34 protein-coding genes are annotated in these 19,404 nt (G+C 55.9%); 2 read left to right on the forward strand and 32 right to left on the reverse strand.

The features are described from left to right. Positions 1-8 precede the first annotated feature (8 nt). Both C8E02_RS01475 and lnt read left to right on the forward strand, forming a co-directional pair. The gene (locus C8E02_RS01475) at positions 9-851 is read left to right on the forward strand and encodes a CorC family transporter (protein WP_120809391.1); all 843 of its coding nucleotides are present in this window, start codon (positions 9-11) and stop codon (positions 849-851) included. Further along, on the forward strand, positions 852-2,366 hold the full coding sequence (lnt, locus tag C8E02_RS01480) for an apolipoprotein N-acyltransferase (protein WP_120809392.1): 1,515 nt from the start codon (positions 852-854) through the stop codon (positions 2,364-2,366). A gap of 81 nt (positions 2,367-2,447) precedes the next feature. Here lnt and C8E02_RS01485 read toward each other — a convergent pair whose 3' ends face one another. From C8E02_RS01485 to C8E02_RS01640, 32 genes are all read right to left on the reverse strand, one after another. After that, entirely contained in the window at positions 2,448-4,070 is a 1,623-nt protein-coding gene (locus C8E02_RS01485) for a methyl-accepting chemotaxis protein (RefSeq protein ID WP_245961034.1), read from the reverse strand. 278 nt (positions 4,071-4,348) lie between these two features. Next, positions 4,349-4,576 carry an aldehyde dehydrogenase family protein gene (locus C8E02_RS01490; protein WP_120809394.1) on the reverse strand — a complete coding sequence of 76 codons (228 nt, stop codon included), beginning with the start codon at positions 4,574-4,576 and terminating at the stop codon, positions 4,349-4,351. Between the two features lie 470 nt (positions 4,577-5,046). Further along, positions 5,047-5,436 (reverse strand): 50S ribosomal protein L17, encoded by a 390-nt coding sequence (gene rplQ, locus C8E02_RS01495; protein ID WP_047967686.1) that lies wholly within the window; start codon positions 5,434-5,436, stop codon positions 5,047-5,049. 22 nt (positions 5,437-5,458) lie between these two features. Then, entirely contained in the window at positions 5,459-6,442 is a 984-nt protein-coding gene (locus tag C8E02_RS01500) for a DNA-directed RNA polymerase subunit alpha (RefSeq protein WP_120809396.1), read from the reverse strand. Between the two features lie 23 nt (positions 6,443-6,465). Further along, positions 6,466-7,086, reverse strand: coding sequence for a 30S ribosomal protein S4 (gene rpsD, locus C8E02_RS01505; RefSeq protein ID WP_047967688.1), 621 nt, complete (start codon positions 7,084-7,086; stop codon positions 6,466-6,468). Between the two features lie 18 nt (positions 7,087-7,104). Continuing rightward, positions 7,105-7,500 (reverse strand): 30S ribosomal protein S11, encoded by a 396-nt coding sequence (gene rpsK, locus C8E02_RS01510; RefSeq protein ID WP_017507353.1) that lies wholly within the window; start codon positions 7,498-7,500, stop codon positions 7,105-7,107. A 15-nt stretch (positions 7,501-7,515) separates the two neighbouring features. Then, complete coding sequence (rpsM, locus tag C8E02_RS01515; protein ID WP_047967689.1) at positions 7,516-7,878, reverse strand: 30S ribosomal protein S13; 363 nt, start codon at positions 7,876-7,878, stop codon at positions 7,516-7,518. 70 nt (positions 7,879-7,948) lie between these two features. Further along, positions 7,949-8,062 carry a 50S ribosomal protein L36 gene (rpmJ, locus tag C8E02_RS01520; protein ID WP_011137711.1) on the reverse strand — a complete coding sequence of 38 codons (114 nt, stop codon included), beginning with the start codon at positions 8,060-8,062 and terminating at the stop codon, positions 7,949-7,951. Between the two features lie 35 nt (positions 8,063-8,097). Continuing rightward, positions 8,098-8,316, reverse strand: coding sequence for a translation initiation factor IF-1 (gene infA, locus C8E02_RS01525; RefSeq protein WP_047967690.1), 219 nt, complete (start codon positions 8,314-8,316; stop codon positions 8,098-8,100). Positions 8,317-8,336: 20 nt separating this feature from the next. After that, the gene (gene secY, locus C8E02_RS01530; RefSeq protein ID WP_047967691.1) at positions 8,337-9,653 is read right to left on the reverse strand and encodes a preprotein translocase subunit SecY; all 1,317 of its coding nucleotides are present in this window, start codon (positions 9,651-9,653) and stop codon (positions 8,337-8,339) included. A gap of 10 nt (positions 9,654-9,663) precedes the next feature. Next, positions 9,664-10,098 carry a 50S ribosomal protein L15 gene (gene rplO, locus C8E02_RS01535; protein WP_047967692.1) on the reverse strand — a complete coding sequence of 145 codons (435 nt, stop codon included), beginning with the start codon at positions 10,096-10,098 and terminating at the stop codon, positions 9,664-9,666. Between the two features lies 1 nt (position 10,099). Then, positions 10,100-10,285 carry a 50S ribosomal protein L30 gene (gene rpmD / locus C8E02_RS01540; RefSeq protein WP_047967693.1) on the reverse strand — a complete coding sequence of 62 codons (186 nt, stop codon included), beginning with the start codon at positions 10,283-10,285 and terminating at the stop codon, positions 10,100-10,102. Then, the gene (gene rpsE / locus C8E02_RS01545) at positions 10,278-10,796 is read right to left on the reverse strand and encodes a 30S ribosomal protein S5 (RefSeq protein WP_047967694.1); all 519 of its coding nucleotides are present in this window, start codon (positions 10,794-10,796) and stop codon (positions 10,278-10,280) included. The genes rpmD and rpsE overlap by 8 nt, the downstream gene beginning before the upstream one ends. Positions 10,797-10,808: 12 nt before the next feature. Then, a complete protein-coding gene (rplR, locus tag C8E02_RS01550) occupies positions 10,809-11,162 on the reverse strand; it encodes a 50S ribosomal protein L18 (protein ID WP_047967695.1) in 354 nt (117 codons plus the stop codon). 13 nt (positions 11,163-11,175) lie between these two features. Next, entirely contained in the window at positions 11,176-11,709 is a 534-nt protein-coding gene (gene rplF, locus C8E02_RS01555) for a 50S ribosomal protein L6 (protein WP_047967696.1), read from the reverse strand. A gap of 12 nt (positions 11,710-11,721) precedes the next feature. Beyond that, the gene (gene rpsH / locus C8E02_RS01560; protein ID WP_047967697.1) at positions 11,722-12,117 is read right to left on the reverse strand and encodes a 30S ribosomal protein S8; all 396 of its coding nucleotides are present in this window, start codon (positions 12,115-12,117) and stop codon (positions 11,722-11,724) included. A gap of 13 nt (positions 12,118-12,130) precedes the next feature. Then, entirely contained in the window at positions 12,131-12,436 is a 306-nt protein-coding gene (rpsN, locus tag C8E02_RS01565) for a 30S ribosomal protein S14 (protein WP_082133788.1), read from the reverse strand. 4 nt (positions 12,437-12,440) lie between these two features. Next, positions 12,441-12,980, reverse strand: coding sequence for a 50S ribosomal protein L5 (gene rplE, locus C8E02_RS01570; RefSeq protein WP_120809397.1), 540 nt, complete (start codon positions 12,978-12,980; stop codon positions 12,441-12,443). Between the two features lie 9 nt (positions 12,981-12,989). Continuing rightward, positions 12,990-13,304: a 50S ribosomal protein L24 gene (rplX, locus tag C8E02_RS01575; protein WP_047967698.1), complete on the reverse strand. Its 315-nt coding sequence runs from the start codon at positions 13,302-13,304 to the stop codon at positions 12,990-12,992. 11 nt (positions 13,305-13,315) lie between these two features. After that, positions 13,316-13,684 carry a 50S ribosomal protein L14 gene (rplN, locus tag C8E02_RS01580; protein WP_047967699.1) on the reverse strand — a complete coding sequence of 123 codons (369 nt, stop codon included), beginning with the start codon at positions 13,682-13,684 and terminating at the stop codon, positions 13,316-13,318. Between the two features lie 189 nt (positions 13,685-13,873). Next, entirely contained in the window at positions 13,874-14,131 is a 258-nt protein-coding gene (gene rpsQ, locus C8E02_RS01585; RefSeq protein ID WP_047967700.1) for a 30S ribosomal protein S17, read from the reverse strand. 1 nt (position 14,132) lies between these two features. Beyond that, positions 14,133-14,321 (reverse strand): 50S ribosomal protein L29, encoded by a 189-nt coding sequence (gene rpmC, locus C8E02_RS01590; RefSeq protein ID WP_047967701.1) that lies wholly within the window; start codon positions 14,319-14,321, stop codon positions 14,133-14,135. After that, entirely contained in the window at positions 14,318-14,737 is a 420-nt protein-coding gene (gene rplP, locus C8E02_RS01595; protein ID WP_047967702.1) for a 50S ribosomal protein L16, read from the reverse strand. Before rplP ends, rpmC begins: the two co-directional genes overlap by 4 nt. Continuing rightward, positions 14,721-15,425 (reverse strand): 30S ribosomal protein S3, encoded by a 705-nt coding sequence (gene rpsC / locus C8E02_RS01600; RefSeq protein ID WP_047967703.1) that lies wholly within the window; start codon positions 15,423-15,425, stop codon positions 14,721-14,723. The genes rplP and rpsC overlap by 17 nt, the downstream gene beginning before the upstream one ends. A 10-nt stretch (positions 15,426-15,435) precedes the next feature. Continuing rightward, a complete protein-coding gene (gene rplV / locus C8E02_RS01605) occupies positions 15,436-15,765 on the reverse strand; it encodes a 50S ribosomal protein L22 (RefSeq protein ID WP_047967704.1) in 330 nt (109 codons plus the stop codon). Positions 15,766-15,774: 9 nt separating this feature from the next. Then, the gene (rpsS, locus tag C8E02_RS01610; protein ID WP_047967705.1) at positions 15,775-16,053 is read right to left on the reverse strand and encodes a 30S ribosomal protein S19; all 279 of its coding nucleotides are present in this window, start codon (positions 16,051-16,053) and stop codon (positions 15,775-15,777) included. Positions 16,054-16,060: 7 nt separating this feature from the next. Continuing rightward, positions 16,061-16,894 carry a 50S ribosomal protein L2 gene (gene rplB, locus C8E02_RS01615; RefSeq protein ID WP_082133789.1) on the reverse strand — a complete coding sequence of 278 codons (834 nt, stop codon included), beginning with the start codon at positions 16,892-16,894 and terminating at the stop codon, positions 16,061-16,063. Between the two features lie 11 nt (positions 16,895-16,905). Next, the gene (rplW, locus tag C8E02_RS01620; protein ID WP_047967712.1) at positions 16,906-17,214 is read right to left on the reverse strand and encodes a 50S ribosomal protein L23; all 309 of its coding nucleotides are present in this window, start codon (positions 17,212-17,214) and stop codon (positions 16,906-16,908) included. After that, positions 17,211-17,831 (reverse strand): 50S ribosomal protein L4, encoded by a 621-nt coding sequence (gene rplD, locus C8E02_RS01625; RefSeq protein ID WP_047967713.1) that lies wholly within the window; start codon positions 17,829-17,831, stop codon positions 17,211-17,213. The genes rplW and rplD overlap by 4 nt, the downstream gene beginning before the upstream one ends. Then, the gene (rplC, locus tag C8E02_RS01630) at positions 17,831-18,475 is read right to left on the reverse strand and encodes a 50S ribosomal protein L3 (RefSeq protein WP_120809395.1); all 645 of its coding nucleotides are present in this window, start codon (positions 18,473-18,475) and stop codon (positions 17,831-17,833) included. Before rplC ends, rplD begins: the two co-directional genes overlap by 1 nt. Before the next feature lie 143 nt (positions 18,476-18,618). Then, positions 18,619-18,930, reverse strand: a complete 312-nt coding sequence (gene rpsJ, locus C8E02_RS01635; RefSeq protein ID WP_047967708.1) for a 30S ribosomal protein S10 — start codon at positions 18,928-18,930, stop codon at positions 18,619-18,621. Between the two features lie 18 nt (positions 18,931-18,948). Beyond that, positions 18,949-19,404 (reverse strand): EF-Tu C-terminal domain-related protein (locus C8E02_RS01640; RefSeq protein ID WP_245961032.1); only part of this gene is annotated, 456 nt, incomplete at its 5' end.

The following is a 19,404-nucleotide window of genomic DNA, read 5'->3' on the forward strand; positions in this document are numbered from 1 at the left end:
CCGACACCATGGACGACTATTCCAGTAAACCCGCGCCCAACTGGTTCGAGCGCCTGCTCAACCGCTTTACCCACGAACCGGAAGACCGCGAAGAGCTGGTTTCCCAGCTGCATGCCGCCTTCGAGCGCAATGTGCTGGACGCCGAAGCGCTGTCGATGATCGAAGGCGTGCTGTCCTTCTCCGAGCGCACCGTGCGCGAGGTGATGGTGCAGCGCAGCCAGATGGACGTGATCCGCCTGTCCGAGCCGATGGAAAAGCTGCTGTCGCACGTGATCGAGGCCGGCCATTCGCGCTTCCCGGTGATCGGCGAGGACAAGGACGACGTGCAGGGCATCCTGCTGAGCAAGGACCTGCTGCGCTACTTCCTGACGCCCAACGATTTCGACCTGCAAAAGACGCTGCGCCCGGTGGTGTTCGTGCCGGAGAGCAAGCGCCTCGACGGCCTGCTGCGCGAATTCCGCGCCACCAAGACGCACATGGCGATCGTGGTCGACGAATACGGCGGCGTGTCCGGGCTGATCACCATCGAGGACGTGCTGGAAGTGATCGTCGGCGACATCGACGACGAGCACGACCTGATCGAATCGGAAGACGACATCGTGCCGGTGCGCGGCGAACGCTACCGCGTGCTGGCCACCACCAGCATCGACGACTTCAACGACTTCTTCGAATGCGCGCTGCCGGACGACGAGGTCGACACCATCGGCGGCCTGGTCACCGCCAATCTCGGCTACGTGCCGGTACGCGGCGAAGGCCTGCAGCTGCAGGACTGGCATTTCACCGTGATCCGCGCCGACAGCCGCCGGCTGCAGGCGCTGCTGGTCGAGCGCCGTCCGCAGGCAGACCGCTAGATGCTGCGTACCTTCGGCTATTTGCTGCTGGTGCTGCTGGCCGGCGCCGCCACCGTGTTCGCCTTCGCCCCCTACCGCCTGTTCCTGCTGATGCCACTGCTGCTGGCGCTGCTGCTGGAGCTGGTGCAACGTTGGCCGCAACGCGCCTTCCTGCTCGGCTACGGCTGGGCGCTGGCTGCCTATACCAGCAATTTCTACTGGATCTACATCAGCCTGCACGATATCGGCGGCATGCCGGCGCCGATGGCCGGCGCCATGACCTTGCTGCTACCGGCCTGGCTGGCGCTGTTCCCTGCGCTGGCGGTGTGGCTGGCCTGCCGCATCGGCACCAACAGCGCCAGCCTCTGGCTGCTGCTGTTCCCGGCGTTGTGGACACTGGGCGAGTGGCTGCGCAGCTGGATGCTGACCGGCTTCCCGTGGGGCGCCATCGGCTACAGCCAGATCACCGAAAGCCCGCTCGCCGGCCTGGCCGCCGTCACCGGCATCCACGGCGTCACCTATGCCGTGGCGCTGTCCGCCGCCATCCTCGTGCTGCTGCCGCGCTGGCGCCGCCTGCCGCAGCTGGCACTGCTGGGGCTGGCCACCGCGCTGTGGGGCGGCGGCGCCTGGCTGCAGCAACAACAGTGGACCCAAGCCAGCGGCAAGCCGCTGGCGGTGTCGCTGCTGCAGGGCAATATCCCGCAATCGCTGAAATGGGATCCGGCCACCTTCGAGCTGACACTGAGCACCTACTACCGCATGGTGGCCAGCGCGCCGCCGTCCGACCTGCTTCTGCTGCCGGAAACCGCACTGCCGGTGTTCCTCGACGACCTCCCCTCCGGCTACCTGACCATGATCAACGGTGACGCCAGCCGCCGCCAGGCGACGCTGATCACCGGCATTCCGCGCCGCACCGACGACGGCAGTGGCTATCTCAATGCGGTGGTGGCGCTGAACGATCCGGCGCAGCCCTACTACGCCAAGAACCATCTGGTGCCGTTCGGCGAGTTCATCCCGCTGCCGGCGGTGACCGGCTGGATCTACCGTTTCATGGACATGCCGCTATCCGGCTTCAGCCGCGGCGGCGACAGCCAGGCCCCGCTGGCGGTGGCCGACCAGCGCATCGCCTTCAACATCTGCTACGAGGACGGTTTCGGCGAGGAGCTGATCGGCCCCGCCGCCGGTGCCACCATGCTTGCCAACGTCAGCAATCTGGCCTGGTTCGGCAGCAGCAACGCGATGAGCCAGCAGCTGCAGCTGTCGCAGGCGCGGGTACTGGAAACCGGGCGCCCAATGCTGCGCGCCACCAATACCGGCATGACCGCGGTGATCGATGCCGGCGGCGAAGTGCAGACCGTGGCGGCGCCGGACACGCGGCAGACGCTGACGGCACGGGTACAGGGCCGCAGCGGGCTGACCCCATACATGCGCTACGGCAATGCGCCGGTGTTGTGGGGCTGCGTGGCGCTGCTGCTGGCCGGCATCGCACTGCATGGCTGGCAGCGTTACCGGCGTCAGTTGCCGGCCGCGGCATGAACAAAGCCCGACGCACTGCGTCGGGCTTTTTTTATTGCACACAAGGTTGGCCGCAAGCCTGCGGCCAACCTTGTCGTCTTGTCACACGTGGAAGCGCGACACCATCTGCCGCAGATTGCCGGTCAGGCCGTGCAGCTCGCCGATGGCACCGGAGGTGTGACCAGCGGCCTCGGCGTTCTGTGCCGCCGCCTGCGCGATCTGCTCGACGTGACGGGTGATTTCCTCGCTGGCGTGGCCCTGCTCCGACAGTGCCTGCGAAATGTCATTCACCACCGCCACCACGCCGCCGGCGCTGTCGCGGATCTGGCGGATCGACTCGCCGCCCTTCTCCGCCAGCGCCAGCCCGGATTTCACCCGCTCCACCGCCTCTTCCATATTGCTGCGCGATGCCTCGGAGCCGTTCTGGATCTCGCGGATCATCACCGCGATCTCCTGCGTCGCCTGGCCGGTGCGCTCCGACAGCTTGCGTACCTCGTCGGCGACCACGGCAAAGCCGCGGCCCAGCTCGCCGGCCCGCGCCGCCTCGATCGCCGCGTTCAGTGCCAGCAGGTTGGTCTGGTCGGCGATGTCCTTGATCACCTGCATGATGGTGGAGATGGTCTGCGTCTTGCTAACCAGGTCGCCGATGGTCAGCGCCGCCTGATCCACCGATTCGTTGATGCGGTGCATCTCGTCCACCGCGCGCGAGATCACCTCACCGCCGCTATGCGACAGCTGCCCGGAGCTGGCCGATACCGCGTGCGCGTGACTGGCCAGTTCGGAGATCTGCTTGATGCTGGCGGTCAGCTCCTCGATCGAGGCCGCCATGTCGCTGGCGGCGCGGCTTTGCTGCTCGGAACCGGTGGCCACCGCGGTGGCACTGCCGGAAATATTGCCGGCCATGCCGGTCAGGCTGTGGCTGCTGTCGGCGATGCCGCCGACCAGTTCGCGCAGGTGCTGCTGCATGTCGGCCACCGCCGCCAGCAGGCTGTCCTTGTCGCTGGCCGCCACCGGCACCGCGACATTGAGCTGGCCCTGGGCGATCTGCCGCACCACGTCGCGCGTCAGCGCCGGCTCGCCGCCCAGCTGCTGCATCACGCTGCGGCGGGTCAGGTAGCCGATCAGCACCACCAGCAGCAGCGCGACAAAGATCTCGGCGAACAGCAGCAGCGCGGTATTGCGCAGCGCCAGCGCCACGTCGTCAAGATAGATACCGGTACCGACCACCCAGCCCCACTTGCCGCTGGTGGCGAGGTAGGACAGCTTAGGCTGCGGCTGGTCGAAACCCGGCTTGTCCCACACGTAGGACACGAAATTGCGGCCGTTACCGTCGCGCACCGCTGTCTCGAACAGCTCACCGAGGTTGACGCCGGTCGGGTCCTTGATGGTTTTCAGGTTGGTGCCGGCCAGCTGCGGCTTGGCGCCGTGCGCCACCCACACCCAACCGGGATCAAAGGCAAAGAAATACTCGCGCTCGTCGTAGCGCATGCTGTTGAGTACGGTAATCGCCTGCTGCTTGGCATCGGCCTCGGACAGCTTGCCGGCTGCGGCCATCTCCTCGTACCCCTTGATCAGGGTGACCGCGCTCTCGACCAGGTTACGCACCTTGGCCTCGCGGTCGGCGTACAGCGAGGCACGCTCGAAGTACAGCGTGATGCCGCCAATGATACAGAGCAGCACAGCTACCAGTACCACCTGCAATTGCAAACGTCGCCTCAATGACATCGTTCCCTTACTGCTCATCGCTACTCTCCTTGTCGTTTTATGTCGCCGTGTGGGCCGGCGTGCTTATTTAGTATCACTTTATGTAAACCACCACTAGAGCAATTGCCCTTTTTAAAGCATTTAACCAGAAAAAAACCCGGCCTGGGCCGGGCAAAACAGCGATAGCGGGTAATCCCTCATCATGGACAGGGTTATCTCATCATCGCCATCACCAATTCGGCGCTCGCTTATCCGGACTGCGCGTGGCAAGGATCTGCATGCGGCGAGAGAAGTCCCCCTTACGGGCCGTGCCCGTGCTGGTCGCCGAATAGTGACGCCACGCCGCCAAAGCGGTGGCACACCATCGGCAGCGGGATCGGAAGATCGACCCCGATCATGCCGACCTGGATGCGGCCACCTAACTCGCGCGCTACCGTCACGGGGCGGGTAAAGATGTTGCTGTCGCTGCCATACTGGTGCGCGTTGAGCAGCGGCACCGTACTATCGAAATCGGGCAGCCATGCCACTCACACCACCGGCAGGATGCGGGCAGGACCAACTAATAGGGACAGGGAACTACGATCAGTCTGTAGAGATGAGCTGCAGGCCGGGGCTGGATCTGCAGAAAATGATTCCGCGTCTTGTGCGAGACAGCGGACCAGCGGCGGCTACGCTGACCGAGGGCCGGCTACCGTGACACACATGCCGCCCCCAATGCTGCAATCAGCACATAGCCAGCACCGCTGCTGGCATGAATTGTCTTAGGCGACACGGAATCGCATGCCGTGTGCTGCCGCATCACCTAGCATGCAGTAGCCCACAATAACACCGACGGCTGCGTCTACTTTTCACACTCAGCGACCAGCGTTGGCAACTACACAATGTGCAGGCAATGGCCGAAGCATCAGCTACAGCAGGCGGCAACAGTGCGGGAGTCATCTAAGTGGCGAGGGCAATAAAAAAGCCGGCTTGCGCCGGCTTTTTTACTTGAAGCAGCTTATTCAGCGGCTTCTACTGCAACTGCTTCTTCTGCACGATCCACCAGTTCAACCAGTGCCATCGGAGCGTTGTCGCCCTGACGGAAGCCGTACTTCAGAATACGCACATAGCCACCATTGCGGTTAGCAAAACGTGGGCCGAGTTCGTCAAACAGTTTTACAACCATTTCACGATCACGAGTGCGGTCAAAAGCCAGACGACGGTTGGCCAGCGATGGCTTCTTACCCAGGGTAATCAGCGGCTCGGCGACACGGCGCAGTTCTTTGGCCTTTGGCAGAGTAGTCACGATCACTTCGTGACGCAGCAACGAGTTAGCCATGTTGCGAAGCATCGCAAGACGGTGGCTGCTCGTACGGTTCAATTTACGATTACTGTTACGATGACGCATTTTAGTGTCCTTTTATCCCGACTTACGGCTTCTCAAGACCAGCCGGTGGCCAGTTCTCAAGTTTCATGCCAAGGGTCAGGCCTTTAGAAGCGAGAACTTCCTTGATCTCATTCAGAGACTTGCGACCAAGGTTCGGAGTCTTCAGCAGCTCGGTTTCCGTACGCTGAATGAGATCACCGATGTAGTAAATGTTCTCTGCCTTCAGACAGTTGGCGGAACGTACCGTAAGTTCGAGATCGTCAACCGGACGCAGCAAGATCGGATCGATCGGCGGCGCCTTTTCAACGATTTCCTCAACTGCGGTGCCTTGCAAGTCTGCAAAAATCGACAGCTGATCAACCAGGATTCGGGCAGCAATACGCACTGCTTCTTCCGGCTCGATCACGCCATTGGTCTCGATGTCCAGCACCAGACGGTCAAGGTCTGTGCGCTGCTCCACACGGGCGCTCTCAACATTGAAGCTGCAGCGGTTCACCGGGGAGAACGAAGCATCGAGCTGGATGGTGCCGATGGTACGGTTGTCATCATGGCTGATGCGGGCGGAAACTGGCTGATAGCCACGGCCCTTCTCAACTTTGACTTCCATATCAATCTTGCCGCCAACCGACAGGTTGCAGATGACGTGATCAGGGTTGATCACCTCAACATCGTGCGGCAATTCCAGATCACCAGCCAGGACAGGGCCTTCACCTTCCTTTTTCAGGGAAAGAATGACACTGTCACGACCATGCAGTTTGAGTACTACACCCTTCAGGTTCAGAAGAATGTCGACGACATCCTCCCGAACACCGTCAAGAGCGGAATACTCATGCAAAACGCCAGCAATAGTAACTTCGGTCGGTGCGTAACCAGGCATCGACGAGAGCAGGATCCGGCGCAGGGCGTTACCCAGAGTATGGGCATAACCACGCTCGAACGGCTCCATCGACACACGGGCGTGTGTAGCCGAAACCGGCTGCACATCGATCAAACGCGGTTTCAGAAATTCCGAAGCGCTGTTTTGCATAGTCATTCCTTAAGAGCTAGCGATTACTTGGAGTAATATTCCACAACGAGCTGCTCGTTGATATCGCTAGACAGCTCGGAACGCTCAGGAGCAGTCTTGAAGACACCTTCCATCTTCTTGCTGTCAACAGCAACCCACGAAGGGAAGCCGATTTGCTCGGCCAGCGCCAAGCCTTCCTGAATACGCACTTGCTTCTTGGACTTTTCGCGAATAGCAACAACGTCGCCTGCTTTCACTTGGAAAGAAGGAATATTCACAATCTGACCATTCACAGTGATTGCCTTGTGGCTAACCAGCTGACGTGCTTCAGCACGGGTGGAACCAAAACCCATGCGATAAACAACGTTGTCCAGACGAGCTTCAAGGATCTTCAGCAGGTTTTCACCGGTGGAGCCTTGACGACGAGCTGCTTCAGCAAAGTACTTACGGAATTGACGTTCCATAATGCCGTAAATACGACGAACTTTCTGCTTTTCACGCAGCTGTACACCATAGTCAGACAGACGACCTTTTTTCGCGCCGTGCTGACCAGGAGGGGTATCAAGCTTACACTTGGAATCAAGTGCGCGACGGGCACTCTTCAGGAAGAGGTCAGTCCCTTCGCGACGAGCAAGCTTACATTTTGGGCCAATATAACGTGCCATGTTCTCAGACTCTCCGGATTAGATACGACGTTTCTTGGGAGGGCGACATCCGTTATGTGGTACCGGAGTCACGTCGGAGATGCTGGTAACTTTGAAGCCAAGGGCGTTCAGGGCACGCACGGAGGATTCACGACCAGGGCCTGGGCCCTTGATACGAACCTCAAGGTTCTTTACACCATATTCTTGGGCAACTTTACCAGCGTGCTCTGCAGCTACCTGAGCTGCAAACGGTGTACTTTTACGCGAGCCTTTAAAACCAGCACCGCCGGAGGTAGCCCAAGACAAAGCATTCCCTTGACGGTCAGTGATGGTGATGATGGTGTTATTAAAGGAAGCGTGAACGTGGACGATGCCATCGCTTACGCTTTTGCGTACCTTTTTGCGTACACGCACTGCTGTGTTTGCTTTAGCCATTATCTATGTTCCTTATTACTTCTTGCCGGCGATCGGCTTGCGCGGACCCTTACGGGTGCGTGCATTCGTGCGGGTGCGCTGACCACGGCAAGGCAGACCGCGACGATGGCGGAAACCGCGATAAGAACCCATGTCCATCAAACGCTTGATGCTCATGGTAATTTCGCGACGCAGGTCACCTTCAACAGTGAACTTGCTGACTTCTACACGCAGAGATTCCATCTCGGCTTCGGTCAAATCCTTGATCTTGGAAGAAGGATTAACGCTCGCGGAAGCACAAATGAGCTTCGCACGAGTAGAACCGATGCCATAGATAGCCTGCAGGCCGATAACGGCATGCGCATGATTGGGGATGTTTACCCCTGCAATACGGGCCATTCTCTTTCCTTAAGCTTTACGAGCTTGAAAAGGTTGCGATTGTAACATACGAAAACCTGGCTAACAAATGTTAGCCTTGTTTTTGTTTGTGACGCGGATCAGTGCAGATCACTCGTACCACACGATTGCGGCGAATGATTTTGCAGTTACGGCAAATTTTCTTTACCGAAGGTTGTACACGCATTTCAGTTCCTTTCTATCTGAAAAGAGCAAGTGCGACTACTTCGCACGGAACACAATACGGGCACGGGACAAATCATAAGGTGTCATTTCTACTGTCACCTTATCTCCCGGCAGGATGCGGATGTAGTGCATCCGCATCTTTCCGGAAATATACCCGAGCACAATGTGTCCATTCTCGAGCTTGACCTTGAAAGTTGCGCTAGGCAAATTTTCCAGGATCTCGCCCTGCATCTGGATGGTATCTTCTTTAGCCATAAAACTGCTACCGTTGACCGTCAGCGACCGGATGCGCCCTTGAAGTTGGCCTTCTTGAGCAACCCGTCATACTGGTGAGACAACACGTAGGATTGAACCTGCGCCATGAAGTCCATTGTCACGACAACAATGATCAACAGCGAAGTCCCGCCAAAGTAGAACGGTACATTCCACTTCAGGATCAGGAACTCAGGCAACAAGCAAACCAGCGTGATGTAGATCGCACCAATAAGTGTTAGACGGAGAATGATTTTCTCAATATAACGCGACGTCTGCTCACCCGGACGGATACCCGGAATGAACGCACCGCTTTTCTTCAGGTTATCAGCCGTTTCCTTGGGGTTGAACACAAGGGCGGTATAGAAGTAACAGAAGAAAACGATAGCAGCAGCATAGAGCAGAACATACAGCGGCTGACCAGGATGCAACTTGTCTGCAACAGACTTCAGCACACCCAAGCCTTCGGTATTACCAAACCAGCCCAGTACGGTTGCCGGGAAAAGAATGATGCTGGATGCAAAAATCGGCGGGATGACCCCGGCCATATTCAGCTTCAGCGGCATATGCGTCGACTGGCCCTGCATCACGCGGTTGCCAACCTGCCGCTTGGCGTAGTTGACCAGCACTTTACGTTGGCCGCGTTCAACGAACACCACCAGGTAAGTGACAGCAATCACGCCCGCAAACAAGGCAATCGCCAACAGGATGGACAAGGAGCCCTGGCTAGCCAAGGTCAGTGTCTGACCGATCGATCCAGGAATGCCAGCGGCAATACCCGAACAGATGATCAACGAAATACCATTTCCCAAACCACGTTCGGTAATCTGCTCGCCCAGCCACATGAGGAACATGGTGCCGGTGACCAGAGTCACCACGGTCGTTACATAAAACTCGGTCTGACCACTCAGTACCAGCTCCGGTTGCTTGAATAGCATGACAGCAATACCGAAACTCTGGAACGTAGCCAAAAAGAGCGTTGCATAACGCGTGTACTGAGTGATTTTGCGACGGCCAGCATCACCCTCCTTCTTCAACTGCTTCAGCGTTGGAACAATTTCTGAAGCCAGTTGAAGAATGATGGAGGCGGAGATGTACGGCATGATGCCTAGGGCAAATACCGAAAATCTCGACAGGGCGCCGCCCGAGAACATGTTGAACATGTCAAGCAGGCCCGTCTGTGACGACTGGAACAACTTCGCTAGTTCTACCGGATTGATACCAGGCACCGGAACGTGGGCACCGATGCGATAAACAATCAGCGCGCCGATCAAAAAGAAAATCCGCTGCTTGAGGTCACCAAATTTACTGGCATTACCAACTAGAGAAGCATTCGCCACGAGCTTTACCTTATTCTACGAAGCTACCGCCAGCGGCTTCGATTGCAGCCTTGGCACCAGCGGTGGCAGCGATGCCACGCAGTTTAAGAGCACGCTCAACCTTGCCGGACAGGATGACTTTTGCACCCAGAGCTTGCGTCGGCACGATGCCGGCTTGCTTCAGGGACAACAGGTCGATCTCGTCAACCGGCATCAGCGCCAGTTCGGACAGGCGAACTTCGGCTACATCGCCAGCAGTCAGGGACTTGAAGCCACGCTTCGGCAGGCGACGTTGCAGAGGCATCTGACCGCCTTCGAAACCTACCTTGTGGAAGCCACCAGCACGGCTCTTCTGACCTTTGTGACCACGGCCAGCAGTCTTGCCCAGACCGCTACCGATACCACGACCCACGCGACGCTTTGCGTGTTTGGCACCGGCTGCAGGCTTAATAGTATTCAGCAGCATATTAACCCTCGCTCTTAACCAGGTAGCTGATCTTGTTGATCATGCCACGGTTAGCAGGAGTATCAATCACTTCAACGACTTGGTTGATCTTCTTCAGACCCAGACCATTCGCGCAAGCTTTATGAGACTCGATGCGACCAATCAGACTCTTAACCAGAGTCACACGGATTTTTTTAACATCACTCATGATCCGCTCCCAGAATCTGAGCAACGGTCAGGCCACGCTTCGCAGCGATCTGCGAAGGAGTTGCCATTTTGCTCAAACCGTCAATCGTGGCGCGAACCACGTTGTACGGGTTGGTCGAGCCATGGATCTTGGCAGTAACGTTGTGTACGCCCAGTGCTTCGAATACAGCGCGCATAGGACCACCAGCTTTAACACCGGCACCCTCTTTAGCTGGCTGCATGAACACAGTAGTCGCACCGTGCTTGCCGACAACAGCATGATGGATGGTGCCGTTTTTCAGCGGAACCTTGATCATGTTGCGACGAGCCTGCTCCATACCTTTTTGCACAGCAACTGGCACTTCTTTCGAACGCCCTTTGCCCATGCCAATACCACCGTCAGCATCGCCAACTACGGTCAGAGCCGAGAAGGCCATGATACGACCGCCCTTCACCACTTTGGTGACGCGGTTTACGCCGATCATCTTCTCGATCAGACCATCGCCACGATCTTCGATCTCGTGCTTAGCCATTCTTAACTCCGATTAGAATACAAGACCGTTTTCACGGGCTGCGTCAGCCAGGGCTTTGATACGGCCATGGTATTTGAAACCCGAACGATCGAAAGCAACTTGATTGATACCAGCAGCCTTAGCTTTTTCAGCAATGTTCTTGCCAACAACCGCAGCAGCAGCGGTGTTGCCGCCATTGCTCAGGTCGGCACGCACAGCGGACTCCAGGGAGGAGGCGCTAGCCAGAACAACATTACCGGTTGCGTCAATCACTTGAGCATAGATATGGCTGTTAGTGCGATGAACGCACAGACGAGCCACCTTGAGCTCCGCAATACGGGCACGGGTTTTACGTGCGCGGCGGAGTCGAGTCTGTTTCTTGTCCATTTCAGGGCCTCAATTACTTCTTCTTGGTTTCTTTCAGAACCACAACCTCGTCGGCATAACGCACGCCCTTGCCCTTGTAAGGCTCTGGGGAACGATAAGCACGGATCTCGGCTGCGACCTGGCCAACCAACTGCTTGTTGGCACCCTTGATCAAAATCTCGGTCTGAGTCGGGGTTTCACACTTGATGCCGGCTGGCATGGCGTGAACAACCGGGTGCGAGAAACCAAGGGACAGGTTGAGTGCTTCACCCTGGGCTTGAGCGCGGTAACCCACACCCACAAGGTTCAGCTTTTTCTCAAAACCCTTGCTAACACCAATGACCATGTTGTTCAGCAGCGCGCGCAGGGTTCCGGACATGGAACGTGCGAACTTGCTGTCGTTCTTGGCGGCAAATTCGAGCTGGTTATCAACCAGCTTGACTTCAACATCAGCACACAGTGCTGTGCTCAAAGAGCCGAGAGCGCCTTTTACAGTCACTTCTTCAGCACCGAATTTCACTTCTACGCCAGCAGGGATGACTACCGGGTTTTTTGCTACGCGAGACATTCAACCCTCCGATTAGGCTACGACGCAGAGCAGTTCGCCGCCGATACCGGCTGCACGTGCTTTACGATCAGTCATCACACCACTTGAAGTCGAAACGATAGCGACACCAAGACCGTTCATTACTTTAGGGATCTCGTTGGAACCCTTGTAAACGCGCAGACCTGGGCGCGAAACGCGCTCGATCTTCTCGATTACCGGACGACCAACGTAGTACTTCAATTCAATTTCCAGAACCGGCTTTTTATCAGCATCGGTAACAGAAAAAGTCTCGATATAACCCTCTTCCTTCAACACCTGAGCAATGGCCACCTTCAACTTGGAAGAAGGCATTGCAACAACGGCTTTAGCAGCACGTTGGGCGTTGCGGATACGAGTCAACATATCGGAGATAGGATCTTGCATGCTCATTCTGTATCTCCTATTACCAGCTGGCTTTAGTCACGCCCGGGATCTCGCCTTTCATGGCGAGTTCGCGCAGCTTGTTACGTGCCAAACCGAATTTACGGAATACACCGCGAGGGCGACCAGTCAGTGCGCAGCGGCGACGCTGGCGAACCGGGCTAGCATTACGCGGCAGGGTCTGCAGTTGCAGACGAGCAGCAAAACGCTCTTCTTCGGAAAGATTCTGGTTATTGATGATAGCGAGGAGCGCTTCACGCTTGCCGGCGTACTTAGCCACGAGCTTAGCGCGCTTCTCTTCACGATTAATCAAAGCTAGAGTTGCCATGTGCTTAGCCCTTGAACGGGAATTTGAACGCAGCCAGCAAAGCGCGGGCTTCCTCATCGGTCTTTGCAGTAGTGGTGATAGTGATGTTCATACCACGCAAAGCATCGATTTTGTCGTATTCGATTTCCGGGAAAATGATCTGCTCTTTAACGCCCATGTTGTAGTTACCACGGCCATCAAAGGATTTGGCAGAAACGCCACGGAAGTCGCGTACGCGAGGCAGCGAGATCGTAACCAGACGATCCAGGAACTCGTACATGCGTTCACGACGCAGGGTCACTTTGCAACCAACCGGGTAGTGGTCACGGATTTTGAAGCCCGCGATCGACTTACGTGCGGTAGTCACAACTGGCTTCTGACCGGCGATCTTTTCCAGGTCGGAAACAGCGTGATCCATTACTTTCTTGTCAGCTACAGCCTCGCCCACGCCCATGTTGAGAGTAACCTTCTCAATGCGCGGAACTTCCATCAGGGACTTGTAACCGAACTGTTTTACCAGCTCTGGTACAACAGTGTTTTTGTAAAAATCGTACAGACGTGCCATCTTCACCCCTTACGCGCCGATAACTTCGCCGGTGGATTTGAAGATACGCACCTTGCGGCCGTCCTCAAGCACCTTGAAGCCTACGCGGTCAGCTTTCTGGCTACCCGCATTGAAAATAGCGACGTTAGATACATCAATCGGCATAGTCTTTTCAACGATGCCACCAGCGACACCACGTACTGGATTAGGCTTCTGGTGTTTTTTCACCAGGTTGATGCCTTCCACTACGACTTTGCCTTCCAGGACACGCAGAACGGAACCGCGCTTGCCCTTGTCTTTACCGGTGATTACTACGACTTCATCACCTTTACGAATTTTGCGCATCTGTGGTCTCCTTACAGCACTTCTGGCGCGAGCGAAACGATCTTCATGAAACGCTCGGTACGAAGCTCACGAGTCACCGGCCCGAAAATACGGGTACCGATAGGCTCCAGCTTGTTGTTCAGAAGAACTGCAGCGTTGCCATCAAACTTGATGAGCGAACCGTCAGGACGGCGAACGCCCTTGGCAGTACGCACGACAACAGCGTTGTACACATCACCTTTTTTCACGCGACCGCGAGGTGCTGCATCCTTGATGCTCACCTTGATGATGTCGCCCACGCCAGCGTAGCGACGCTTGGAGCCGCCCAACACCTTGATGCACATAACGGAACGCGCACCAGTGTTGTCTGCAACATCCAAAATGGACTGCATTTGAATCATTTGATTACCTTTCTATCCAACTTAATTCCGTCACTTTCTTTCACCTTCAAGAAGATGAAAGAAACGCCACCTAAAGTAAGGTGGCGTATCCAACGGCCAGTCTTGGACCCCGTAAGGGATGACTTCGGCTGAACACCGAATCACACATTATACAGAGGGGCAAGCCCCCCTGCAAGCATTACACACAGATTAAACTGCGCGCTCTACCAGTGAGGTCACAACCCAAGTTTTCGTCCGGGAGAGTGGACGAGTTTCGCTGATCACAACGAGGTCGCCAGTTTTGTACTGGTTGGTTTCGTCATGAGCGTGAAACTTTTTGGAGCGACGAACAATTTTACCGTAGATAGGGTGCTTTACTTTGCGCTCTACCAGGACAGTAACGGTCTTGTTCATCTTATCGCTGACTACTTTGCCGACCAGCGTGCGGACTACTTTAGTTTCGCTCATCTCAGGCAGCCTTTTCTTTCAGAACAGTGCGGGTACGGGCGATATCGCGACGCACCTTTTTCAGCTCACTATTCTTGGCGAGCTGTTGAGTTGCATGCTGCATGCGCAGTGCAAATTGCGCCTTCAGCAAACCAAGCAACTCGGCCTTCAGCTCATCAACACTTTTCGCTCTCAGTTCGGATGCTTTCATTGCTGACCCACCTGTTTAATTACAAACACTGTCGGAATAGGCAACTTGGCAGCTGCAAGACGGAAGGCTTCGCGTGCCAGTTCTTCGGCAACACCATCCATCTCGTACAACATTTTGCCTGGCTGAATTTCGGCCACGAAGTATTCCGGACTACCCTTACCCCCACCCATACGAACTTCGGCTGGCTTGGAAGTGATTGGCTTGTCTGGGAATACGCGGATCCAGATGCGACCGCCACGCTTGATGTGACGAGTCATAGCACGACGAGCCGCTTCGATTTGACGGGCAGTCAGACGACCACGACCGATTGCTTTCAAACCAAAATCGCCGAAGCTAACTTTGTTGCCGCGGGTCGCGATACCAGTATTGCGACCTTTCTGCTGTTTACGGTATTTCAGTCTAGTTGGCTGCAGCATTTCGAGCTCCTGCCTTTCTGGATTTCTTCTCTGGTGCTACAGGGGCAGCCTGGACTTGACCTGGCTTGATGTCGCCCTTGTATACCCATACCTTGATGCCGATAACACCGTAGGTGGTGTGAGCTTCAGAAGTAGCGTAGTCAACATCTGCACGCAGAGTGTGCAGAGGCACGCGGCCTTCGCGGTACCATTCGCTACGAGCGATATCGATACCGTTCAGACGACCGGAGCTCATGATCTTGATGCCTTGGGCACCCATGCGCATTGCATTTTGCATGGAACGCTTCATGGCACGACGGAACATCACGCGCTTTTCCAGCTGCGAGGCAATACCGTCAGCAATGATCTGAGCATCGATCTCTGGCTTGCGAACTTCTTCGATATTGACGTGCACAGGCACACCAAGACGACGCTGCAGTTCTTTCTTCAGAACTTCAATGTCTTCACCTTTTTTACCGATAACAACACCTGGACGGGCGCTGTGAATGGTAATGCGGGCGGACTTGGCTGGACGCTCGATAACAACACGACCTACCGAAGCATGCGCTAGGCGCTTCTTCAGGAACTCGCGTACTTCGATGTCTTGCTTCAGCTGGCCGGCAAAGTCATGCGAATTTGCAAACCATTTGGAAGACCAGTTTTTAGTCACTGCGAGACGGAAACCCGTCGGATGAATCTTCTGACCCATAGCTTACCCCTTAGTTGCCAACACTGAGCGTGATATGGCAGGTCTGCTTCTCAATGCGGTTACCGCGGCCTTTGGCACGGGCGGAGAAACGCTTGAGACTAGGACCCTTATCAACGTAGATGGAAGTCACCTTGAGGGTGTCGATATCAGCGCCTTCGTTATGCTCAGCATTGGCGATAGCGGACTCAAGCACCTTCTTGATGAGCGCGGCACCCTTTTTCGGGCTGAAGGTCAGGATATTCAGTGCCTGGCCGACGGCTTGGCCGCGGATCAGGTCTGCAACCAGACGGCATTTTTGTGCCGACAGGCGTGCATTATTAAGTTGTGCAGAAACTCTCATCGCATCACCTTATTTCTTCTTGGCCTTCTTGTCAGCCGCGTGGCCTTTGAAGGTACGAGTCAGCGAGAATTCACCGAGCTTGTGGCCAACCATGTTTTCGGAAACATACACCGGAACGTGCGTACGACCGTTATGAACCGCAATGGTCAGGCCGATGAAGTCAGGCAAAATCGTCGAACGGCGCGACCAAGTCTTGATTGGACGCTTGTCGCTCGTTGCACGCACCGCATCCACTTTTTTCAGCAGGTGCAGGTCAACGAACGGGCCTTTTTTAAGCGAACGTGCCATAGCTCAATTACCCTTTATTCGAGAAGCGACGACGTACAATCATGTTGTCAGTGCGCTTGTTACGACGTGTACGGAAGCCCTTAGTCGGGGTACCCCACGGACTAACAGGAACACGACCTTCACCTGTACGGCCTTCACCACCACCGTGTGGGTGATCAACCGGGTTCATGGCAGTACCGCGAACTGTTGGGCGGATACCGCGCCAACGGTTTGCACCGGCCTTACCAATCTTGCGCAGGCTATGTTCTTCGTTGCCCACTTCGCCAACGGTGGCGCGGCAGTCAACGTGTACACGACGGATCTCGCCAGAGCGCAGACGCAGCTGAGCGTAGATGCCTTCACGAGCCAGCAGCATGGCGGAGCAGCCGGCGGAACGGGCAATTTGCGCACCCTTGCCTGGTTGCAGCTCGATGCAGTGGATGGTGGTACCAACCGGGATATTACGGATTGGCAAGGCATTACCAGCTTTGATCGGTGCTTCGGAACCGGACATCAGCTCAGCACCAACCTTTACGCCACGCGGGGCAATGATGTAGCGACGCTCACCATCCGCGTAGCACAGCAGCGCGATGTTGGCTGTACGGTTTGGATCGTATTCGATACGCTCAACCTTGGCCGGAACCGCGTCTTTGTTACGACGAAAATCGATGATGCGATACTGTTTCTTGTGACCACCACCCATGTGACGGGTAGTGATGTGGCCGTTGTTGTTACGGCCACCGGTCGAGTTTTTCTTCTCAACCAGTGCGGCGTGCGGGCGGCCTTTGTACAGGTCAGGGTTTACCACCTTGACAACAGCACGGCGACCAGCAGACGTCGGTTTTACTTTTACCAGAGCCATAGTCTATCTCCTTATTCCGCAGCAACAGGGGTAGCGGTCAGGTCGATTTCTTGACCTTGGGCAAGGCTCACGTAAGCCTTTTTCCAGTCTTTGCGCTTGCCGACGAAACGGCCGAAACGCTTGGACTTGCCCTTAACATTCAGCGTGGAAACGCCATCAACCTTGACGTTGAACAGCAGTTCAACGGCAGCCTTGATTTCAGGCTTGGTTGCATTGGCAACCACGCGGAATACCACCTGCTGGTTTTTCTCGGCAACCATGGTGCTCTTTTCAGAAACCACCGGTGCCAAAATTACTTGCAGCAAACGTTCCTGATTCATGCCCATTGCTCCTCGAGTTGCTTGATGGCATCACGGGTGATAACAACCTTCTTGAAACGAACAAGGCTGAACGGGTCAGCTTGCTGAGCTTCAATCACCAGGACGTTTGGCAAGTTGCGGGAAGACAGATACAGGTTCTCGTCGAGCTCGCCAGTGATGAACAGAGCACGATCCAGACCCAAGGACTTCACCTTGGCGGCAAATTCCTTTGTCTTTGGCGTTTCAACTGTCAGGCTGTCCACGACGATCAAGCGCTCGTCACGTACCAGCTGCGACAGGATCGTAGCCATACCGGCACGGTATTGCTTACGGTTAACCTTGTGCGTGAAGTTTTCGTCAGGCGAATTCGGGAACGCACGACCACCACCACGCCACAGAGGCGAGGAAGTCATACCGGCACGAGCACGACCGGTGCCCTTTTGACGGAATGGCTTCTTGGTGGAGTGTTTTACTTCAGCACGAGTCAACTGCGCACGGTTACCACTGCGCGCATTTGCCAAGAATGCAGTTACTACCTGATGCACCAGCGCTTCGTTGTAGTCACGGGCGAAGAGTGCTTCAGAGGCTTGCAGGGCTTCAACTTGCTGGCCCTGGGCGTTGATCACTTTCAATTCCATCATGCACCTGCCTTCACGCTAGGACGCACCACTACATCACCGTTCTTGGCACCAGGTACAGCACCCTTCACCAGAAGCAGTTGACGCTCCACATCAACACGGACAACTTCGAGGCACTGGATAGTGCTCTTGACGTTACCGTACTGACCAGCCATACGCTTACCCGGGAAAACGCGACCCGGATCTTGCGCCTGACCGATGGAACCGGCGGAGTTGTGAGAAACAGAGTTACCGTGCGAAGCGCGGTTGGAACTGAAGTTGTGACGCTTGATGGCGCCGGAGAAGCCTTTACCTTTCGAGGTACCAGTTACGTCGACCAATTGGCCAACCTGGAAAATCTCGACGGAGATGGCATCACCAACGTTCAGCGATGCCAGCGCCTCTGCGGACAGAGGGAACTCGCGCATAACGCGAGCGGCATCAACGCCAGCTTTGGCAAAGTGACCGGCCTGAGCCTTGGTTACACGATTTGCCTTGCGAACACCTGCTGCAATCTGAACGGCAGTGTAGCCATCAGTTTCAGCAGTCTTTACTTGCGATACGCGGTTTGCGGACATATCCAGCACAGTTACCGGGATGGTTGCGCCATCTTCAGCAAAAATGCGGGTCATGCCGACTTTGCGACCGACCAGACCTAAAGTCATGTTTATTTCCTTTACAGGCGCCGATTACGATTGACCGGCTTACTCAAAAGAAAAGCGGACTCACCACAATGGTGAGTCCGCTAATGTAACAATAAAATTCAATAACCGCAAGCACTTAGCTCACGGCACATGAAATAGTGCTGTTACTGTAGCTTGATTTCTACATCCACACCGGCTGGCAGGTCCAGCTTCATCAGCGCATCAACAGTCTTGTCGGTCGGATCAACGATGTCCATCAGACGCAGGTGCGTACGGATTTCCAGCTGATCGCGGGACGACTTGTTAACGTGCGGGGAACGCAGGATGTTGAAACGCTCGATTTTGGTCGGCAGCGGAACCGGGCCCTTAACAACGGCACCAGTGCGCTTGGCGGTTTCAACGATTTCCTGTGCGGAGCGGTCGATCAGGTTGTAATCGAAAGCTTTCAGGCGGATACGGATTTTTTGGCTTTGCATATCGTTCTCGGCTTCCGATTAGGCGATGATTTTGGCAACAACGCCAGCACCAACGGTGCGACCACCTTCACGGATGGCGAAACGCAGACCTTCTTCCATCGCGATCGGAGCAATCAGCTCAACCTTGATTTCTACGTTGTCGCCTGGCATAACCATTTCCACGCCTTCTGGCAGGCTAACAGCGCCAGTCACGTCAGTCGTACGGAAGTAGAACTGTGGACGGTAGTTAGCGAAGAATGGAGTGTGACGACCACCTTCTTCTTTGCTCAGTACGTATACCGAACCAGTGAACGTGGTGTGCGGCTTGATCGAACCCGGCTTAACCAGTACCTGACCACGCTCAACGTCTTCACGCTTGGTACCGCGCAGCAGCACGCCTACGTTGTCGCCAGCCTGACCCTGGTCCAGCAGCTTGCGGAACATTTCCACGCCGGTGCAAGTGGTCTTGACGGTGTTCTTCAGACCAACGATTTC

The sequence above is a fragment of the Vogesella indigofera genome (assembly GCF_003633895.1).
GTDB lineage: Bacteria > Pseudomonadota > Gammaproteobacteria > Burkholderiales > Chromobacteriaceae > Vogesella > Vogesella indigofera.

Bases quoted from the DNA above. Each gene is read 5' to 3' on its own strand.
- C8E02_RS01475 (WP_120809391.1), top strand. From the start codon at position 9: ATGGACGACTATTCCAGTAAACCCGCGCCCAACTGGTTCGAGCGCCTG.
- lnt (WP_120809392.1), top strand. From the start codon at position 852: ATGCTGCGTACCTTCGGCTATTTGCTGCTGGTGCTGCTGGCCGGCGCC.
- C8E02_RS01485 (WP_245961034.1), bottom strand. From the start codon at position 4,070: ATGTCATTGAGGCGACGTTTGCAATTGCAGGTGGTACTGGTAGCTGTG.
- rplQ (WP_047967686.1), bottom strand. From the start codon at position 5,436: ATGCGTCATCGTAACAGTAATCGTAAATTGAACCGTACGAGCAGCCAC.
- C8E02_RS01500 (WP_120809396.1), bottom strand. From the start codon at position 6,442: ATGCAAAACAGCGCTTCGGAATTTCTGAAACCGCGTTTGATCGATGTG.
- rpsD (WP_047967688.1), bottom strand. From the start codon at position 7,086: ATGGCACGTTATATTGGCCCAAAATGTAAGCTTGCTCGTCGCGAAGGG.
- rpsK (WP_017507353.1), bottom strand. From the start codon at position 7,500: ATGGCTAAAGCAAACACAGCAGTGCGTGTACGCAAAAAGGTACGCAAA.
- rpsM (WP_047967689.1), bottom strand. From the start codon at position 7,878: ATGGCCCGTATTGCAGGGGTAAACATCCCCAATCATGCGCATGCCGTT.
- rpmJ (WP_011137711.1), bottom strand. From the start codon at position 8,062: ATGCGTGTACAACCTTCGGTAAAGAAAATTTGCCGTAACTGCAAAATC.
- infA (WP_047967690.1), bottom strand. From the start codon at position 8,316: ATGGCTAAAGAAGATACCATCCAGATGCAGGGCGAGATCCTGGAAAAT.
- rplO (WP_047967692.1), bottom strand. From the start codon at position 10,098: ATGCTGCTGAATACTATTAAGCCTGCAGCCGGTGCCAAACACGCAAAG.
- rpmD (WP_047967693.1), bottom strand. From the start codon at position 10,285: ATGAGTGATGTTAAAAAAATCCGTGTGACTCTGGTTAAGAGTCTGATT.
- rpsE (WP_047967694.1), bottom strand. From the start codon at position 10,796: ATGGCTAAGCACGAGATCGAAGATCGTGGCGATGGTCTGATCGAGAAG.
- rplR (WP_047967695.1), bottom strand. From the start codon at position 11,162: ATGGACAAGAAACAGACTCGACTCCGCCGCGCACGTAAAACCCGTGCC.
- rplF (WP_047967696.1), bottom strand. From the start codon at position 11,709: ATGTCTCGCGTAGCAAAAAACCCGGTAGTCATCCCTGCTGGCGTAGAA.
- rpsH (WP_047967697.1), bottom strand. From the start codon at position 12,117: ATGAGCATGCAAGATCCTATCTCCGATATGTTGACTCGTATCCGCAAC.
- rpsN (WP_082133788.1), bottom strand. From the start codon at position 12,436: ATGGCAACTCTAGCTTTGATTAATCGTGAAGAGAAGCGCGCTAAGCTC.
- rplE (WP_120809397.1), bottom strand. From the start codon at position 12,980: ATGGCACGTCTGTACGATTTTTACAAAAACACTGTTGTACCAGAGCTG.
- rplX (WP_047967698.1), bottom strand. From the start codon at position 13,304: ATGCGCAAAATTCGTAAAGGTGATGAAGTCGTAGTAATCACCGGTAAA.
- rplN (WP_047967699.1), bottom strand. From the start codon at position 13,684: ATGATTCAAATGCAGTCCATTTTGGATGTTGCAGACAACACTGGTGCG.
- rpsQ (WP_047967700.1), bottom strand. From the start codon at position 14,131: ATGAGCGAAACTAAAGTAGTCCGCACGCTGGTCGGCAAAGTAGTCAGC.
- rpmC (WP_047967701.1), bottom strand. From the start codon at position 14,321: ATGAAAGCATCCGAACTGAGAGCGAAAAGTGTTGATGAGCTGAAGGCC.
- rplP (WP_047967702.1), bottom strand. From the start codon at position 14,737: ATGCTGCAGCCAACTAGACTGAAATACCGTAAACAGCAGAAAGGTCGC.
- rpsC (WP_047967703.1), bottom strand. From the start codon at position 15,425: ATGGGTCAGAAGATTCATCCGACGGGTTTCCGTCTCGCAGTGACTAAA.
- rplV (WP_047967704.1), bottom strand. From the start codon at position 15,765: ATGAGAGTTTCTGCACAACTTAATAATGCACGCCTGTCGGCACAAAAA.
- rpsS (WP_047967705.1), bottom strand. From the start codon at position 16,053: ATGGCACGTTCGCTTAAAAAAGGCCCGTTCGTTGACCTGCACCTGCTG.
- rplB (WP_082133789.1), bottom strand. From the start codon at position 16,894: ATGGCTCTGGTAAAAGTAAAACCGACGTCTGCTGGTCGCCGTGCTGTT.
- rplW (WP_047967712.1), bottom strand. From the start codon at position 17,214: ATGAATCAGGAACGTTTGCTGCAAGTAATTTTGGCACCGGTGGTTTCT.
- rplD (WP_047967713.1), bottom strand. From the start codon at position 17,831: ATGGAATTGAAAGTGATCAACGCCCAGGGCCAGCAAGTTGAAGCCCTG.
- rplC (WP_120809395.1), bottom strand. From the start codon at position 18,475: ATGACTTTAGGTCTGGTCGGTCGCAAAGTCGGCATGACCCGCATTTTT.
- rpsJ (WP_047967708.1), bottom strand. From the start codon at position 18,930: ATGCAAAGCCAAAAAATCCGTATCCGCCTGAAAGCTTTCGATTACAAC.